The organism is Streptomyces sp. NPDC048825 (genome assembly GCF_043198355.1).
GTDB lineage: Bacteria > Actinomycetota > Actinomycetes > Streptomycetales > Streptomycetaceae > Streptomyces > Streptomyces xiangluensis.
The window spans coordinates 12,833-30,006 of record NZ_JBICUR010000030.1; the positions used below are offsets into that span (position 1 = coordinate 12,833).

General features: G+C 65.9%; 13 protein-coding genes. 6 read left to right on the plus strand and 7 right to left on the minus strand.

From position 1 onward, the window contains the following. Nucleotides 1-259 precede the first annotated feature (259 nt). The 6 genes from eccCa to ACGFNK_RS43360 all read left to right on the plus strand — a co-directional run bounded on the left by eccCa (nt 260) and on the right by ACGFNK_RS43360 (nt 10,038). Nucleotides 260-4,237 carry a type VII secretion protein EccCa gene (eccCa, locus tag ACGFNK_RS43335; RefSeq protein WP_393426255.1) on the plus strand — a complete coding sequence of 1,326 codons (3,978 nt, stop codon included), beginning with the start codon at nt 260-262 and terminating at the stop codon, nt 4,235-4,237. An 80-nt stretch (nt 4,238-4,317) separates the two neighbouring features. After that, nucleotides 4,318-4,569 (plus strand): hypothetical protein, encoded by a 252-nt coding sequence (locus ACGFNK_RS43340; RefSeq protein WP_393426157.1) that lies wholly within the window; start codon nt 4,318-4,320, stop codon nt 4,567-4,569. A 228-nt stretch (nt 4,570-4,797) separates the two neighbouring features. Beyond that, nucleotides 4,798-5,265, plus strand: a complete 468-nt coding sequence (locus ACGFNK_RS43345) for a hypothetical protein (protein WP_393426160.1) — start codon at nt 4,798-4,800, stop codon at nt 5,263-5,265. 13 nt (nt 5,266-5,278) lie between these two features. Continuing rightward, a complete protein-coding gene (locus ACGFNK_RS43350; protein WP_393426163.1) occupies nt 5,279-7,591 on the plus strand; it encodes a hypothetical protein in 2,313 nt (770 codons plus the stop codon). Nucleotides 7,592-7,601: 10 nt separating this feature from the next. Continuing rightward, nucleotides 7,602-8,249 (plus strand): hypothetical protein, encoded by a 648-nt coding sequence (locus ACGFNK_RS43355; protein ID WP_393426166.1) that lies wholly within the window; start codon nt 7,602-7,604, stop codon nt 8,247-8,249. A gap of 757 nt (nt 8,250-9,006) precedes the next feature. Continuing rightward, nucleotides 9,007-10,038, plus strand: coding sequence for a hypothetical protein (locus tag ACGFNK_RS43360; RefSeq protein ID WP_393426169.1), 1,032 nt, complete (start codon nt 9,007-9,009; stop codon nt 10,036-10,038). A 580-nt stretch (nt 10,039-10,618) separates the two neighbouring features. Here ACGFNK_RS43360 and ACGFNK_RS43365 read toward each other — a convergent pair. The 7 genes from ACGFNK_RS43365 to ACGFNK_RS43395 all read right to left on the minus strand — a co-directional run bounded on the left by ACGFNK_RS43365 (nt 10,619) and on the right by ACGFNK_RS43395 (nt 17,113). Then, on the minus strand, nt 10,619-10,921 hold the full coding sequence (locus tag ACGFNK_RS43365; protein WP_386350033.1) for a WXG100 family type VII secretion target: 303 nt from the start codon (nt 10,919-10,921) through the stop codon (nt 10,619-10,621). 79 nt (nt 10,922-11,000) lie between these two features. After that, entirely contained in the window at nt 11,001-11,339 is a 339-nt protein-coding gene (locus ACGFNK_RS43370; protein ID WP_386350031.1) for a WXG100 family type VII secretion target, read from the minus strand. A 144-nt stretch (nt 11,340-11,483) separates the two neighbouring features. Continuing rightward, nucleotides 11,484-12,587, minus strand: a complete 1,104-nt coding sequence (locus tag ACGFNK_RS43375; RefSeq protein ID WP_393426173.1) for a S8 family serine peptidase — start codon at nt 12,585-12,587, stop codon at nt 11,484-11,486. Nucleotides 12,588-14,545: 1,958 nt separating this feature from the next. Then, nucleotides 14,546-14,995: a hypothetical protein gene (locus ACGFNK_RS43380; protein ID WP_393426176.1), complete on the minus strand. Its 450-nt coding sequence runs from the start codon at nt 14,993-14,995 to the stop codon at nt 14,546-14,548. A 496-nt stretch (nt 14,996-15,491) separates the two neighbouring features. Beyond that, nucleotides 15,492-16,187 carry a contact-dependent growth inhibition system immunity protein gene (locus ACGFNK_RS43385; protein ID WP_393426179.1) on the minus strand — a complete coding sequence of 232 codons (696 nt, stop codon included), beginning with the start codon at nt 16,185-16,187 and terminating at the stop codon, nt 15,492-15,494. Between the two features lie 13 nt (nt 16,188-16,200). Next, complete coding sequence (locus ACGFNK_RS43390) at nt 16,201-16,542, minus strand: RNase A-like domain-containing protein (protein ID WP_393426183.1); 342 nt, start codon at nt 16,540-16,542, stop codon at nt 16,201-16,203. Nucleotides 16,543-16,552: 10 nt separating this feature from the next. Then, entirely contained in the window at nt 16,553-17,113 is a 561-nt protein-coding gene (locus ACGFNK_RS43395; protein ID WP_393426185.1) for a hypothetical protein, read from the minus strand. Nucleotides 17,114-17,174: the final 61 nt, after the last annotated feature.

The window sequence follows — 17,174 nt, forward strand, 5'->3', positions numbered from 1 at the left end:
TTTTCCCGACACCTTTGTGACCGACGATGCGGCAGGGCGGCGAGAGCGGTGCTGTCGTGCCGTCACTGGGCTTGGGCATCTCCCCAGATCGCACGTGAATGCCCCAACTGTTCCAGCTCAACTCCCGTGTGCTGACGCGAACATGCGGCACCCTACCGTCCCTTGGTCTCCACTGAAGTCAGTAGGATCGCGCGGCGGCCTGCGTCCGCCGGACACGGGGCGGTGGACGGACTCCCGGCCGACAAGAGAATGGGTGACAGTGAGCCACATCGTCGTGAAGCGCCCGCCTCGGGCGCTGCCGTCCGAAGTGTCCACGCGGGAGATCGTCCTGCAGCCTCCGCCCGAACTGCCGCGGGGGCAGCAGGAAGGCGTGCTGATGCAACTGCTGCCGATGCTGGGCATGGGCGGCTCCGTGGTGTTCTTCTTCATGCCCAACGCACATCCCTTCATGAGGATCATGGGCATGATCATGATCGCTTCGACGATCGCCATGGGCGTCGCGATGGCGATCCGCTTCCGCCGCGGCAACCAGGGGCAGTTGGCGGACATGCGCCGCGACTACCTGAGCTACCTGGCGCAGACCCGGCGCGCGGCTGTCGACACGGCGAAGGCACAGCGCGACGCGCAGTACTTCCTCCACCCCTCCCCCGAGCAGTTGTGGGCCCTGGTCGCCGAGGGCAGCCGCGTCTGGGAACGCCGACCCGGCGACGAGGACTTCGCCCAGGTCCGCATCGGCCTCGGCTCGCAGTCCCTCGCCAGCACCCTGGTCGCCCCCGAGACCGCCCCCGTCGAGCAGCTGGAGCCGCTGACCGCGGGCGCGATGCAACGCTTCCTCGCCGTGCACAGCACCCTGGACGACCTGCCGATGGCGGTCTCGCTGCGCGCGTTCTACCACGTGACGATCAGCGGCGAACCGCAGTCCGTACGGTCCTCCGCACGGGCGATGGTCGGTTCGCTGGCCGCGCTGCACTCCCCCGAGGACCTGCTCATCGTGGTCGCGGCGGGCCGCGAGGACCTGCCCCACTGGGAGTGGGCCAAGTGGCTGCCGCACGTCCAGGCCCCCGGTGCCGTGGACGGCGCGGGCAGCCGCAGGATGATCGACAGCGACACCCGCGAGCTGGAGAACCTGCTCGCCACCCGGCTGACCGGCCGTCCGCGCTTCCACCCGAACGCGGCACCTCTGCCGGAGGAGCCCCACATCGTCGTCGTACTCGACGGTCGATCCCTGCCCCCCGACTCGGTCCTGGCCAACCCCGAAGGGCTGCAGGGCGTCACCGTCCTCGAGGTCGTTCCCGGCGAACTGACCACGGGCGGCGGCGAACTCTCCATCGTCGTACGGCCCGAGGCACTGCACCTGGAGTCGGTGCACGGTGTCGCCTACGAAGGGACTCCCGACGCCCTCTCGTACGAATCCGCCGAGGCCCTCGCCCGGCAAATGGCCCCGCTGCGGATGGCCTCCGGCGGGGACGACGACGAACCGCTGCTCGCCAACCTGGAGTTCACCGACCTGCTGAACCTCGGCGACGCGGCGTCCGTCGACACCCAGCGCACCTGGCGGCCGCGTTCGCTGGCCGAGCGGCTGCGGGTGCCGATCGGTGTCGGCGAGGACGGACGCCCCGTGATGCTGGACCTCAAGGAGGCCGCGCAGGAGGGCATGGGCCCGCACGGCCTGTGCGTGGGCGCCACCGGTTCCGGCAAGTCGGAGCTGCTGCGCACGCTGGTGCTGGGCCTGGCGGTGACGCACTCCTCGGAGACGCTGAACTTCGTGCTCGCCGACTTCAAGGGCGGCGCGACCTTCGCGGGTATGGCGCAGATGCCGCACGTGGCGGCCGTCATCACCAACCTCGCGGATGACCTCACCCTGGTCGACCGCATGGGCGACTCCATCCGCGGCGAACTCAACCGCCGCCAGGAGATGCTGCGCGACGCGGGCAACTACGCCAACATCCACGACTACGAGAAGGCGCGCGCGGCGGGTGCGGCGCTGCAGCCCATTCCTTCTTTGGTGCTGGTGATCGACGAGTTCAGTGAGCTGTTGACGGCGAAGCCGGACTTCATCGAGATGTTCGTTCAGATCGGCCGCATCGGCCGGTCGCTCGGCGTGCACCTGCTGCTGGCATCGCAGCGGCTGGAAGAGGGCCGCCTGCGCGGCCTGGAGACCTACCTGTCGTACCGGGTCGGTCTGCGGACCTTCTCCGCCGCGGAGTCCCGGGCGGCGATCGGCGTACCGGACGCCTATGAGCTGCCGAACGTCCCGGGCTCAGGTCTCCTGAAGTTCGGCACAGGCGAGATGGTGCGCTTCAAAGCGGCGTACGTCTCGGGCGTGTACCGCTCGGGCACGCAGCGGGCGTCGCTGGACGGCGGCCCGCTGCCGGTGGACCGGCGGCCGGTGCTGTTCACGGCGGCCGAGGTGCCGGTGCAGTACGTGCCGGTACCGCAGCAGCGCCCTTCGGCTGCGGACGGTCCGGAGGTCGACGACGCTCTCGCCGACACCGTGCTGGACGTGATCGTGCGACGGCTGGAGGCGCAGGGCCCGGCGGCCCACCAGGTGTGGCTGCCGCCGCTGGACAGCCCGCCGTCGCTGGACGGGCTCCTGCCCGGCCTCACTGCGGTGCAGGACCGCGGGCTCACACAGCCGGGATACGAGGGCGCCGGCCGCCTGGTCGTACCGGCGGGCCTGGTGGACAAGCCGTACGAGCAGCGCCGCGACCCGCTCTGGGTCGACTTCTCCGGCGCGGCCGGCCACATGCAGATCCTCGGCGGCCCGCAATCCGGCAAGTCGACGCTGCTGCGCACCCTGATCTCGGCGTTCGCGCTCACGCACACGCCGCACGAAGTCCAGTTCTACGGCCTCGACTTCGGCGGTGGCGGCATGGCGGCGGTGGCCGGACTCCCGCATGTGGGCGGAGTCGCCTCGCGCCTGGATCCGGAGCGGGTACGGCGGACGGTGGCCGAGGTGTACGGCGTGCTGACCCGCCGCGAAGAGTACTTCCGTTCGTCGGGCATCTCGTCGATCGCGGAGTTCCGCGCGCGGCGGGCCCGAGGCGACATCTCGGTCACGGATCAGCCGTGGGGCGACGTCTTCCTGGTCATCGACGGCTGGGGCAACTTCCGTGCGGACTACGAGGCGATGGACCAGGTGATCCTCGACATCGCGTCGCGTGGTCTCGGTTACGGAGTCCACTTGATTTTGACCGCCTCACGCTCGATGGAGGTCAGGGCCAACCTCAAGGACCACCTGATGAACCGCCTGGAGCTGCGGCTCGGCGACACGATGGACTCCGAGCTGGACCGCAAGGTGGCCGCGAATGTGCCGGCGGGCGTACCCGGCCGCGGACAGGCCCCGCAGAAGCTGCACTTCATGGCAGCGGTGCCGCGCATCGACGGTCTGACGTCCGACACGGATCTGGCGGACGCCACGGCGGCACTGGCGACCGAGGTCTCGCGGCACTGGCAGGCGCCAGGCGCCCCCGAAGTCCGGTTGCTGCCCCGCGAGTTCCCTGCCGAGCAACTGCCTCCGGGCGACCGCTTCCCGCGCCGCGGCGTCGCCTTCGCCCTCGACGAGGACAACCTCGAACCGGTCTTCGTCGACTTCGAACAGGACCCGTTCTTCCTCGTCTTCGGCGAGAGCGAGTCGGGCAAGTCGAACCTGCTGCGCCTGCTGATCAAGCAGGTGACGGAACGGTACTCGGGCGACGAGGCCAAGCTGTTCGTCATCGACAACCGCCGCTCGCTGCTGGACGTGACGCCGTCGTCCCACCTCGCCGAGTACATCCCCATGTCCAACGCCATGGACCACCACGTGGCTGCCCTGGCCGACCTGATGAAGCGCCGCACACCGACGGCCGACGTGACGGCACAGCAGCTACGGGACCGGAGTTGGTGGCGCGGCCCCACGGTGTACGTCGTCATCGACGACTACGACCTTGTGGCCACGTCGAGTGGGAATCCGCTGGCGGGATTGACGGAACTGTTGCCGTTCGCCCGGGACGTGGGCGTCCGCTTCATCATCGCGCGATCCACGGCAGGCGCAGGGCGCGCGTCGTATGAGGCGTTCATGCAGCGCGTCAAGGAGCTGGGGGCGCAGGGGGTCGTTCTGGCGGGTGATCCGGGTGAGGGTGACCTGCTGGGTGGGGTTCGGCCGCGGCCTATGCCTGCGGGGCGGGGGGTCTTTGTGTCTCGGCGGCGGGGGAAGCCGTTGGTGCAGGTGGGGTTGGTGCCGGAGCGGGTGTACTGAGGTGCGTCGAGGGCGAGTTGAGTCGTCGTACGTGGCGTACTTGCCGTACTTGCAGTGCTTGCGTCGGGAGGAACGTTCTGATGGTCGGGGTAGGAATCTTCTTGCTTCTGCTCGCCCTCTGGCTGGGTGGGATGGGACTGGCCGACCAGAAGGCGCTCTGGTGGCGCTTCCAGGCCCGCCGCTTCAGCGACCCGGAGGCGAACGAGCCGTCGGAAGCGGGGTATCGGGGCCGGCGAATTCTGTTGCTCTCGTGTGCGGTGGCGATGGTCGCGATGGCTGTGTGGTGGTTCACCGGCATTGACTACATCGAGTCTGGTGGGCTTGAGGACTGACAACGCAGGGCCGGTCACAGTCATAGGCGGAGGGTCACGCTCATGGCAGGAGGGGCCCTCGGCGCGGCCTCGCAGCCGAAGACGTACTGCCAGCTGCATCTGAAGATCAGGCTGCCACCTTGTGAATGAATGACAGTCAGCCGCTGAGTAAGAGGCGAAACTGACTACGATTCCGGAATCCACACGTCCGGTAGTACGGATGTGACTCAACGGGGGAGGAATGTGCACATGGCGTGGGACGAGTGGGAACAGCTCAAATCCGAGGCCGCCGCGAGACAGTCCACCGGCATGCGTCTCAATCAGCTACCGGCGGAACCCGGAGGCAACGGTGACCAGAGTGGGTTAAGGGTGAACCAGGATGACCTGGGCGCGGTCGGCCACGAGGCCTTCATTCTGCACGACCAGCTCAGAACGCAGGCAGACATGGGGACGGACAAGGACGGTTCCGGGCCCACGATGCAAGCTGGCGCGGCCCTCAAGAGCCACAACTTCGCCCTCGGTTCCGAGCTCGTGACCACCGTCTCGATGTGGGACAACCAGCTCAAGCACCTGCTGCAATCCTGCGCCCACATCTCCAACCACCTGAACTACTCGAAGGCGCTTCACGCCAACGACGACGCGGAGATCGCTGCGTCGGTGCGCGGCCGCAACGGTGAGGCCTTGCCCGTGTCCAAGCTCGCCAAGTACTTCAAGTAGGGGGACCAGAGCTGTGGGCACCCTCACCTACAAGGACGTCGCCGAGGTCGACCTCGGCAAGCTTGGCACGGCCGTGGCCGACTGGAAGAAGGCGGTCAACGACCTCAAGACACTGGCTTCGAGCGCCGAGAAGGGCATGCTGGCCAAGTCGGAGGCGGCACGGTGGGCTGGGGTCAACGCGACAGTGACCCGGGACTTCGTGAAGAAGGTGAGCAAGGAGTTCACCGACGCTCACGCCCAGGCTCAGACCATCTTTCGTCTCATCAGCGACGCGCACACGGACCTCGTCGAGGTCCAGAAGAAGATGAAGACCACGCTCCAGGAGGCCGACGCCCTCGGTGTACGGATCGAGGACATCGGCGACGGCCAGGTCCGCTGGTTCTTCCCACACGTCCGCGGCGATAGCGACGAACGCACGCAGGAACAGCTCACGTCCGCCCAGTCGATAGCCGACCGCGTCGCCCGGCTCACGGGCAACGCCATGGAGATCGACGCCTCGGTCACCAGCGCCCTGTCGAAGGCCCACGGCAAGGACCCGGCCAACTTCGGCCACAAGAACTACGACTCCCTTGACGACGCCCAGTCCGAGCGAGCGGTCGAACTCGCCAAGCGCGGACCGGAGATGACGGGCAAGGAGTTCGCCGAGCTCAACCAGCTCATGAAGTACAACGCGAAGGACTCGGACTTCTCCACGGCCTTCTACCAGGGCCTCGGCGGCCCGAAGCAGGCACTCGAGTTCTTCGGCCAGATGTCGATCGACAGTGTGTACGTAGATGAAAAGGGCCGCCAGGCCATGACTCAGGAGCTGCAGCGGAATCTGGGCACGGCGCTCGCGTCAGCCACGGATCCTGACAACAAGACCCACCTTCAGGCGAGTTGGACGAAGGAGTTCCGCAAGCTCGGCACGGAACGCATTCCCATGATGAAGTACGACCAGAATCCCCCGTACGGTTATCAGCTGCTCGGCGGGATCATGCGGTACGGCGAGTACGACGCGAGGTTCCTGAACCCGATAGCGGAGCATGTGGTCCAGCTGCACCAGAAGGACCCCATGATGTTCGCCGACTCGAAGTTCGCGATGGGGACGGGGGATCAGCACCCGTTCAACCCGTCCGGCAAGAACGGCGCCGGATTCGACCCGGTCACCGGCATGCTCGAAGCGCTCGGGCACAGCCCGGAGGCCGCCAAGGAGTTCTTCACCGCCGACCCGAAGTCCTACACCGAGGACGGGGCGCTCAAGAGCGGCGCCCCTGACCTGGGCAAGGACCAGGACGGCCAGCCGATCACGAACTACCTCGACTACTTCGCCAACGACAAATACGAGATGTTCCCGGACATCGTCGGCCACGCCCCGGACGACGCGGAGAAGGCCTTCACCTACGTCAACGACTCGTTCGGGCACGCCCTGGAGGCGGCGACGCTCGGGCACGCGTACGACGACCCAACGCCTCAGCTCGTACGCGACGAGAAGAGCGCCCAGATCATGGAGCAGGTCGTCGAGACGTACGGCGGCGACGCCGAACTGCTCAAGAAGCAGGAGGTGCTCTCCGACAGTCTGGGGCGGATGGGTGCCGGTTATGTCGACGACATCAATTGGGCGTTGAACGAGAATGCCTCGGACAGCATCTTCGCACCTACCGAGAACTACAACGGTCACGCGGAGTTCGGGCGAGACGGCGCGCGCCAGTTCCTGTCCGCCCTCGGCCAGCATCCGGACGCCTACGCCGAGGTCTCCACAGCGGAGAAAGTCTACACGACGAGCATGCTTGCGGCTCAGGCCGGCGATGACGGCACCATCAATCAGGCCGCAGCGCGCGAGGCCGTTCGCACCGGGTCCGAGGTGCAGGGGATGCTCGACCAGTCCCGAGCCGACCAGGTCACCGCGGAAAACCTCAAGAAGGACGAGGAGTACAACAAGGCCCTCGATGAGAGAGCTGGCTGGATCGAGTTCGGTGCCGGGGTCGGTGTGGCCGCCGGCGCCGCCTTCCTGCCGCCCGTGGCAGCCGTAGGTGTGGCGGCCACGCTCGTGCCCGTGGCCATGGACGCGGGTCCGGCAGCCCTGGAGCACGTGATCGGCAACAGCATCGGGGACTGGACCGAGTCCAAGCAGCAGGACAGCGGGGAGGACACCCACGCCCAGCGGAAGGCCATCTATGACGCGGGCCAGCTCAACGCGGAAGTACCGATGAAGCAGTTCATGCTGGAGCACGGCATCGTCCGCGACAAGGACTTCGGACAGGACCTGGAAGAGGCCTGGAACAGCGGCTACGAGAAAGGGATGTCACGTGCGGCAGAGCAGGGTCAGTACCCCCAGACCGCGGATTAGGAGTACGGCGATGGCTCGCGGACCGCGGACTGCCGGGGTACTGGCGGCATCGATGCTCGCCCTGGCTGGGCTGACCGGGTGCGGTGGTGGGAGCGAGGACTCCGACGAGAAGAGCGTGGCCGCCGAGGAACTATGCGAAGGCAATCTCTCGACGGATGCCGCCCGCGCTGTGGAGAACACATCCGGGACCAAGGAGTTCGTGCCGTACGACAACAGCGAGGTGGGTGACGCGGCTGAGGAGCTGACCATCGACCAGGGCCTGGGAGAGACGAAGAATCACAGCGTTTGCTCCATCTACACGCCCAATTCCGGTGATCTCGCCGCGATTCGGATCAGATTCTCGGTCGACACCGGAGATTCGCTCGGCGAATCCGGACACGCCGCGTCCTTCAAGGAGTACTCCGTCGGACGTGAAGCACTCGCTTCTCCACAGAAGGCCGTCCTTTACATCGAGTGCCGCAGCTCAAAGTTCATGGGTAGTGAGAACAGCCCTGTCCTGCTGCGGGGTGAGTTGCTCAACAGGGACTCGCCCAAGGGCCATGCTGAGGATCTGCGCCGGGCAAACCTGACCGTACTCCACTCGGTCACTCTCGCGCTCACCAAGGAACTCGACTGCGCGGACAAGGCGGGGTTGTCGACCAAGCCGTCGTTCAGATGAATCAGCCAGGAATGCCAACCTGTCGCAGATTGCCAGAACCCCCGCGACTTTCCGAAGGAACTGCCGCGTCATGAGGACGACTGAGGTAAGCGGGGCATCGTGAAGGACGAGGAGATAGTCGCGCACTTCGACGGCCGTGGCCGTGTCGAGCTGCTGACCGGCCGCCTCAACGCGTCGCGGAATCGCCGGCTCGAGGAGATCACGTACGAGCTCGGCTACCGGTTGCTCTCCACCGAGAACCTCGACCACGCGCGTGTCCGGCTCCGCTTCGAACGCGACGACGCCCCCCACGCCCGCCGCCGGGCAGAGCAAACCATCGAACGCCTGCGTATTGGCGGCCCGGTGCTGCCAGCTGTCGAGCCTCCTCCACCCCCGCCGCCACGCCCGGCCCCATCCCTCACGCCCCGGCAGCCACAACCCCGCCCCCGGCCGTCGCTGGAACCCCAGCCGCCTCCACCCCTGCCCCCGCCCGGGGCCCGGATCCCACCTCCGCCGCCCTACCCGCCTCCGCCTTCCGTCACTCCACGCCCTTCGTCGGAATGACCTTCGAGCACCGGCCTGAGATGGTGTCCCGCTTGGTGCTGCCGCCGATCAAGGTTGAGGCGCGGTCTTGCCCCGAGGGCGCACTCCCGGCGAGGAACGTGCCCCCTGCTCATGAGGCGGGCCATCGGGTAAGTCTCCGTGCTGAACGGGCAGTTCAAGCATCCCTCAGAAGGAAATCGACCAGGCTTTCCATGAGAAAGGAAAAAGCAGACAGATGAAGGCGATACGCCGGGCGGCACTGTATTTGGTATTGCCGCTGACACTGATCCTTGCCGCGGGCTACAGCTGGTACAGACTGAGCGACACCGGCAAGGGCTGGCGTTACGAGGACAAGCTGGCGACGTACTGCGACGGCTTGATCCCCTACGACGAGTCTGCCGTCTTCACCAGCCTCAACACAGAGGTCGGCCTGTCCCACGACGCGCACCGCGGTTTCGGCGACGACAGTTTCAACTCCTGCCGAGTTGCCGACATGACGATGACTATCGGTCTGATCGGCGCCGACGCCATCAATTCCAGATGGGATAGATTTGAGATGCTCGACGCCTTGCGTTCGAGCGCCTCGGATACCCCTCCCAGGCCCCTCGGGGGCGGTTGGCAAGGTTATACGGACCTGCGCAATACCGGTGTCGTACTACCTTGCAACAACAAGACCGCCTCCGTCGTCGTGTCCATCGCCGGTGATGAGTCGCATGAAAATGCGCGTGAGGCCCGCAAAGTGGGGGAACTCGCAGCCGCCACCGCGCGTAAGGCATCCGACCGCTGGTCGTGCAAGACGAAATTCGGTGGACGGATCCCTTCGGTATCCGGACCGGCGGTGGAAGATTCCCCGTATTCCGCAACAGGTACCTGCAAGGGCATCCGCATCACTGGGTACGAGAGCATGTACATCGACTGGCTCAAGGAGAGCAAGGCGTCGAGCACCACTCCGCTGGAAATGTGCGTATTCGGCGAATTCGGGGAACGTTGCGAACGCCTGTACAACTTGGAAGCCGCATTCGGCCCCTACGCCCAGCGATTGCGGTCGGCGACCGATGAGCCGGGAGCAATGAATGCAGATGCAGGCATCGGGATCGACATGGCATGGGCGACGGCTGCTTGCCCCGGCTCAGCACGGGCGATCTTTAGTATCTACGCAACGGAATACGCAGATCCACGGAAGGCCTTCCTGATCAAGACACTGCGCGCGTTCGCCGAGCCTTCAGCCGAGCGCCACGGCTGCACGGACCTGAGACTACCGAGCTGAGCACTAAGGCTGACCACTTTTACACGGAGGAAGAACTACACGACCCTCAGCAACCTCTGCGGAATTTCACTCGATGAGCTGCTCGATTCTTTCTACCAGCAGGTGATTCCATATCCGTTAAGCCATCGTCCCCCCACGGGGGACGAACTCCGGCACGAAGAAGAGAATGATCACGGCCTACACCAAGGCTCTCGAGGACTCCGGTGAATGCCGCTGACCAGGCTTGCGCTGCCTTCTACTGCGCGCGCCCTTTGCCTCTCAGCAGTCAGGCTGCCCCCGATCGCCTGCTCCTCCGAATCCGGAGGAGCAGGCGATCATTCCGTTCCGCTGCTTCGGCACAACGCCCTCAAGCTCATCGGAGGACGCGGTCGAACAAGTAGCCTTGGATCCCAAAATGGACGTTCGATCGTCATCCGCGATTCGAATATCCCCGAGCTTCCTTGGGCCTCTGTAAGCCGAGCTGCATGGTCGCGATTCGCCAAAGCGGTAGCCGAACAGAGGCTTCCCTGATCAAGCACCGATGCCAACAGGGTGGGCACCTCCCGTGCATGCCCACCCTGTTTCCGCAAACCGCGTGCTGCTACTGGAAGTAGCTCGCGCCCTTCAGGTCGCCGCCCCGGTAATCGCCGCCAGCCGTCTGGACTCGCTGCGAGATGTTGACCAGGGCCTGGTGAATACCGCGCGCGTGCGTGTCCCACTCCTTGGATTTCTTCTGGAACTCCTGGTACGCCTCGCCGCCCCAGCCCGAGGACACGTTGAGCACGGCCTGCTTCAGGGCCTCGAGGTCCTCCTCGAGCTTCTTGGCCTGGTTGCCCAGCTCGGTGGCAAGCGCGTCCATGGTGCCGTACGTAACGGCAAGTTCGTCGTAGTGGACTCCGGACATGTTTCCCTCGCTTCTGTGAAGATTTCAGCCGGACTGCGCAGCCCGGACAACGGTGTGGCTAAATGCCGCCGATGGCTCCTCAGTAGCTGTTGAGCGCCGAGGTCTTTCCACCGAGATCGTCTACCGAGATCCGCCTGAGGTCGGCCTCGACCTGGGCTTCGAGGTTGCGCTTGTCGGTCTTGTTCAGGTTGATGCCCTCGAGGAAGTCGTCGAGCATCTTGCCGATCGCGACCATGTGCTGGTTGATTTCCGTCTGCTTCACGTTGAATGCCTGGGCGCCCTGTCCCCTCCAGGCCTTCTCGATCATGTCGATCGTGCCCTGCAGCTTCGCGAGGGATGCCCTGATGTTGTCGTATCGATCGACGACCTCGGTCTGAAGCCTCTGTACGTCGCTGTCATTAAGAACGCGGTCCGCCATTTAGGCACTCCCTTTCCTGAGAGCTGTGGTTCATTTCTGCGCGCGTCACCGAATGGTGGTGCGCCGGTCGTCGCACGTCCGCGCAGTTGTGGTTGGCCTGCGCCGGAACCGTTGTGTACGACGGGGTCAATCCCGCGTGATTCGTCATGCGCCGCGCCGTGAACGAATCACGGCGAAGGCGCCGCCTCCGATGACCACCAGAGCCCCGGCGGCTCCAAGGGCTACCCACAGCACGGTGCTGTCGGACGTCTCCGAGCTTGATCTTGCAGTTGAAGTCTGGCCGCCTGAAGTGTTCTTCGGTGCTTCTGACGCGGACGACGTCGAAGGTGAGGGAGAAGGCGAGGAGGACGCTCCGCCGACGCCGATTCCGTTCTCGAAGCTCAGGGGGTCCTTGTTGGCCGGGCCCGGATCGATGCTGCTGTTTTCCAGCACCTTGCGGGGACGGACCAGGCCATAGCCGAGATAGTTGCTCCGCTCACCCTTAGGCCAGGTGCGGCCTGCGGTGTCGATCAGGCTGCGGAGGACCTGGTTGGCTGTCCAGTCGGGGTGAGCGGACCAGATGAGGGCGGCGGAGGCCGAGGCGATGGCGGTGGCCATACTTGTGCCCTTTTGGACACAGTACGATTGGAATGTCTCGTCGCACCACGCGGGCAAATTCAGGCCGGGAGCCGCCAGATCTACATAGTGACCGTGCTCCGAGAACTGTCCGACCTTTCCCTTCTCGTCTGCCGCAGCAACCCCGACGACATAAGGGTAGGCGGCTGGATAACCTATGAAATTCTTGGATTCAGCGTCGTTGCCTGTGCCCGCGATCATCAACTTGCCCTTGGATTGGGCGTACTTGATGGCCGCTTCCTGGTCCGGGTCGAGGATGTCTCCACCAAAGGACATGCTGATGATCTGAGCATCACTGTCAGCGGCCGCCTTGATCGCATCCCCGATTGAAGGGGTCTTCTTCCTGTCGGTGGTGTTCTTCACGCCCTTGGTCAGCACCCGGTAGGGGACGATCTTCGCGCCGGGTGCCAGTCCCTGCAGGCCGCCTCCTGCGCCAGTACCGGCAATCAACTCCGCCATGCTGGTGCCATGGCTGTCGTAGTCCTTGGTGGCGTTGTACGAGACCGCCTGTGGCACTTCACCTCCCAGCACCTGGCCCTTGAGTGACGAGGTGTCGGGATTCACGCCGGTGTCCAACACGGCAACTTTGACGCCTTTGCCCGTGCTGGTCTTCCACATGCCGTCGGCGTCCATCGCGTCCAAATACCACTGTTGTGATTGGACATCGGCGGCGACCGCGCTCGGAGCCAGCCCGGAAGACGCAATGACGAAAGCGCCGAGTGCAGCGCACGCGATGGACGCGCGTCTTCCGGCACGCCCTGCGAAGAGCGCAATACATCTGCCACGGGGGCTGGTCCCTGTCATGCCTCTGTTGATCCTCGCTCGTGTTCAGTCAGTCGCTGGCGGCGCGTCGCGTCGCTGGGTCTCGGGCTGACGTTGGTCCTGGCGGTCCTCGCGGTTGGTATCGCGCCGATTCACCCTCGGGCCTCGTTGCACTCCCGCACTGCCTCCGGTGGATCCGCCGTTCTTCCCTGCCTGAACCGGTCCCTTGGGTGTACCGACAACCCCGTCGGGATTGCCCGCGGCTGGGCGGACAGGCTGCACGGGACGAGCGCCAGGGGCAGAACGCGGCGCCCCGATGACTCCTCGCTGCTCGATCTTGCCGACAGGTGAACGGGAACCGCTACTGCCCTCGGCACCGACGACCGTCCCTCGGGGAACCCTGGAACTGGTTGATCCCGGAGCGGCACCACTGATCGGCCTTCCTCCGACGACGCCGTTGCCGTGCGCCGCACCCGTCGGGCCCATGCCACCAGCACGGCCGCCCGCCGTTCCCCCTATGGGGCGAGGTGTTCCGCCGGACACGCCTCGGCCCAAGGGAGAGTTGCCTGCCGCCGGTCCGCCGCCACGGACCCCCGACTGTCCCGTAGCCATGGCACGTCCCATCGGCCCCGTGGCGCCGCGTCCGCCGGTAGTGCCGCTCGGAGTGCCTGTGCGTCCCTGCGCCGAGGTCGGCCCGGTGGCGCCGCGTCCGCCGGTGGTGCCGCTCGGAGTGCCTGTACGTCCCTGCCCCGAGATCGGGGGCCTGTTTCCGGTCGTTCCACCGAATCCCGAGGTGCGGCCGGTCTGCCCGCCGCGGGCAGGAGGAACCGGTCCTGAGGCGAACGGAAGAGGCGTCCCTCCGCTGGGGCCACCTGAACTGGTAACCGGCTGCGGCGAATTGGTCGTCGGCTTTGCGGCTTCCTGAGGCGGCAGAGTGCCTACGCTGTCGATATTCGTACCGACGTTCCCGTCTGTAGAGATGGTTGAGTCGTCCACATGCTTGAGCGACGGCGTCATGGCTTCGGAACGCGATTGTCCTGTCGCTGTTGTCGAAGAGTCACGTCCGGCCACCACGGACTCATGAGCGGCACCAAGCCCCCCGCTGCCTGGCACTTCACTGCCCCTGTAGGGGTCCCAAGAGCCCGGGGAAGGCCTAGGCACTCCCACATCCGGCATAGCCTCAAACGTAGGAGGCTCCTGCTGCGCCAGCATCGTCTCCGACACCTCGTAGAAGGACGCCAGCCGGTTCATCTGGTTGATCGCCTCTTGGCGGTCCTTCTCGGCGTTGACCGCCGCTGCGTACTCCTCGTTGCCTTCAACTCGCGCGGGCGTCGGAATGTCCGCGACCGTCTTGCGGTCCAGCCGGCTGTCACGGGGCGGCATGGCGCTGCGTACGGAGGCGAGGCCCGTGGCCGATGCCGTCATCTGGGTCCCGGCGGCCTCTGCGAACTCGGCGAGCTTGCGGGCGTGGATGACGAGATTGGCGCCCCACTTACGGAAGGCCTCGCCGGACTCGCCTTCCCAGTCGACCCGGCTGATGTGGCCCTCGAGCTCTCCAGCAGCGTCCTCGATAGCGGTCTGGGCGTTCAGGAGAGCTGTGCCCGCGGTTTCCAAGTCCTCCGGCTTCGCGGACTCGACCATGTCGATCATGGCGTTCAGGTCGTGGCCCTCGAAGTTCGTCTTGCCGAAGACGCGAGGGAGCTTCCAGCCGAAGGGGAGCCACTGGCCCACCCCCTTCGCGCCGTTCACCATGTCGATGACGTTGACCTGCCGAGCGGCTTGCTCCCTTTCCGCCTGATGCGGGACCTGCTGCTCCTGCTCGCCGCTCATCAGTACGAGCCCCCTGCCGCCTCGTTGTTGTCCTTCGGCGCGGCCTGGCCATCCTTCGCGGCCTCCGCCGCGGCCCTCTCCCGCTCCGCTTCCTCCTGCTGCCGGCGGATTTCAGCCCCGATCTCGTGGAACCGCCGCCGTTGCTCCTCTTCGAGGTTGCTGAAGTTGCCGTCCGCGCCCATGACGGCGATCTGCATCGCCTCGATCTGAAGCCCCAGGTTCTTGGAGAGTGTGGTGAGGCGTTCGTGGACGCGCTCGTACTGGCTGTGGAGTCCCTTTGCCTCGGCGAAGCCGCCCGCACCGCTGAACGAGGCCTCCGAGAGAGCGTGCGCCGCGATCTTCTGAGGGCTGCCCGGCGAGCCGTCAAGGGTGGAAAGCACCGCATCCACACGCTTCTTGAAGGTTCCTAGCGCCTCCAGGCCGACCTTGAGGCCCTCCGCAGGCAGCATGCCTTCCTCCCCGTTCCCCGTTCGTAAGCCGACGAGCGCCGTGCAGGCAGTGACCTGATCGACACACTCGATGACCACTGTAGTCATTGTGTAAATCGAGCCCAACTGAACTTTGTGTTAGCTCAGTTACGAAGTTGTCGGGGTAGCGTCAATCGGCCACGCTCCGAACTACCGCGAAGCGCCTGAACATTGGGCACACCGACCTCGCTCGGCCTTCTCAGGTCCCATGGCAGATTCCCTCCAAGGTGTGGCATGCCTCGCGCGCCGCAACCTTTGCGATGCCAACGCGCACCCGTCGTCGCTCCCCGTGCAACGCCCGCCCAGTCCCCACCTCGCTGGGTTACTCCCGCACATGGGGCGAGTTCCTGCGTCCAGTCCCACGCGGTGCGCACCGGAGGTCGACTCCACGGGACTCTGCGACAAGCTGGCCGGAAGCCAGCGCCCCACCGCCGGTGTCGCGCCAGGCACTACCGAGGGGATTCACCCACCGGCAAGGTCACTTCGCGTCGCCGTCCGCAGAGGATCCATAGTTCGCTCGCGGCGCGCCGAGCCGATCGGCGACCAGTGCGAGCCAGCCACTTGGCGAGTACGGGGCCGGCGGGTCGACCTCCATGCCCAACTCCGCGATGCCCAAGGCGTAATCGGACTCGTCGAGATCAAGGGCGAGCAGCTCGTGCAGCTCGCCGACAAGTCGGGCCACGAGTTGTGGGTCGGTGGAGGTTCGGTAGTCGTCGGCGGCCGCGTCGTGGGCGTCGAACTCGTCCGGCATGTCCTGCGAGAACCAGCCACCGAGGAACTGGCCGAGTTCCGGGAAGCGGGTGTGCCACTCCCAGTGGGTGGCGGGGGCGGCCGTGGCCGGGACCTCGCCCTGTTCGATGCTGTTCTTGATGTGATCGGCGAGGCAGTACAGCCACTGCTGGATCTCGCCCTTGGGCAGACCGACGTCCGGGATCGGGTAGAACTCGCCCAGGCGCAGCCGGAGTCGGCCGGGTGGGTTGTGGGCGTACTCGCGCAGCTGCCGTTCGGCTACGGCCAGGGCCCACGGGCGGGTGTGCCAGGTCTGCCGCAGGTAGGCGGTCAGGGCCTGGCTGCGCTTGTCCGCGGTGTCGTCCGCCGGCTGGCCGGCGTAGGCACGCATCACCTGATCCAACTCGCCGTAGCGGCGGTCGTGTTCGAGGGGGCTCAGGGGCACGATGACAGGCCTTCTACAGGTAGATCGGAAAAGTGGCGTGGACGGTGAAGCCGTGAGGGCGGGACGCGTCCCGCTTCAGGACGACCCGGGCCGCACGGACGTCAACCGGCTCCCTGCCGGCCAGCATCATCGCCTGCAGCAGGACCCGGCCGACCGGCTGGGGGAGGGACGGCCAGGAGGCCTCAATGGCCAGGCGCGCGCGGGTCGACTGGGCCAGCCAGCGGTGAATGACCTGCTCGTTGGCCGTGACGACCTGCTGGGTTGCCCATTGAGCGGTTTCCCGGTCGGGAAAAGTGGCGGCCCGGGTCCGGACCACAGCGGTCGGGGTGGGTCCCATGGCGTCCGAATTGTTCATGAGAGTCCCATCAGGTGGCGTCGAAGGACCAGAAGATCCCGAGTTCGCTGTCGGACACTGCGAGCAGACCCACGTCCCAGCCGTGTTCGCTGACAGGTTCACAGCCGGCGATGGGGAGGTAGAAGTCCGGTGGATCCCCTGCCCCGTACCAACCATTGGTGAAGAACTGGGCGGATGGAGGGGGAAAACGGGCCAGGAGCACTCTCGCCTTCTCCTCGAGCCCGGGGCGGCGGTCTTCGAAGTCCGGTTCCTTGGTGACATCCAGCCAATTGGTCGAAATCGCGACCAGGAGTTGCTCGGCCGATGAGCGGGGAATGTTCCGGAGTCTGGACCGCCAGCCGGAGTCCGGTGGCAGGAAGGGCACGAGCCGGTCCGGGCTCCATTCCTCATCGTCCTCCTCGTAGAAGTCGAGCGACTTCCAGGAACGCGGGTCCGTCGTCTCCCTGCGCAGCAGAGCGGCGGCGTCCAGCACCCAGTCCTCGTGGTGGCGAGGTCCCACGGCGACGATCGAGTAGCGCCGCTCGTACATGGTCAGGGCATCCGCCCAGGCTGCGGCGTCTGGCGTTGTCATCGGCTCTTCCCAGAAGGGTGAATGAATTTACGTCGGGCAACTGGAGGCTCCAGCCTATTTT

Bases quoted from the DNA above. Each gene is read 5' to 3' on its own strand.
- ACGFNK_RS43340 (WP_393426157.1), top strand. From the start codon at position 4,318: ATGGTCGGGGTAGGAATCTTCTTGCTTCTGCTCGCCCTCTGGCTGGGT.
- ACGFNK_RS43345 (WP_393426160.1), top strand. From the start codon at position 4,798: ATGGCGTGGGACGAGTGGGAACAGCTCAAATCCGAGGCCGCCGCGAGA.
- ACGFNK_RS43355 (WP_393426166.1), top strand. From the start codon at position 7,602: ATGGCTCGCGGACCGCGGACTGCCGGGGTACTGGCGGCATCGATGCTC.
- ACGFNK_RS43360 (WP_393426169.1), top strand. From the start codon at position 9,007: ATGAAGGCGATACGCCGGGCGGCACTGTATTTGGTATTGCCGCTGACA.
- ACGFNK_RS43365 (WP_386350033.1), bottom strand. From the start codon at position 10,921: ATGTCCGGAGTCCACTACGACGAACTTGCCGTTACGTACGGCACCATG.
- ACGFNK_RS43370 (WP_386350031.1), bottom strand. From the start codon at position 11,339: ATGGCGGACCGCGTTCTTAATGACAGCGACGTACAGAGGCTTCAGACC.
- ACGFNK_RS43375 (WP_393426173.1), bottom strand. From the start codon at position 12,587: ATGGACGCCGACGGCATGTGGAAGACCAGCACGGGCAAAGGCGTCAAA.
- ACGFNK_RS43380 (WP_393426176.1), bottom strand. From the start codon at position 14,995: ATGCTGCCTGCGGAGGGCCTCAAGGTCGGCCTGGAGGCGCTAGGAACC.
- ACGFNK_RS43390 (WP_393426183.1), bottom strand. From the start codon at position 16,542: ATGAACAATTCGGACGCCATGGGACCCACCCCGACCGCTGTGGTCCGG.
- ACGFNK_RS43395 (WP_393426185.1), bottom strand. From the start codon at position 17,113: ATGACAACGCCAGACGCCGCAGCCTGGGCGGATGCCCTGACCATGTAC.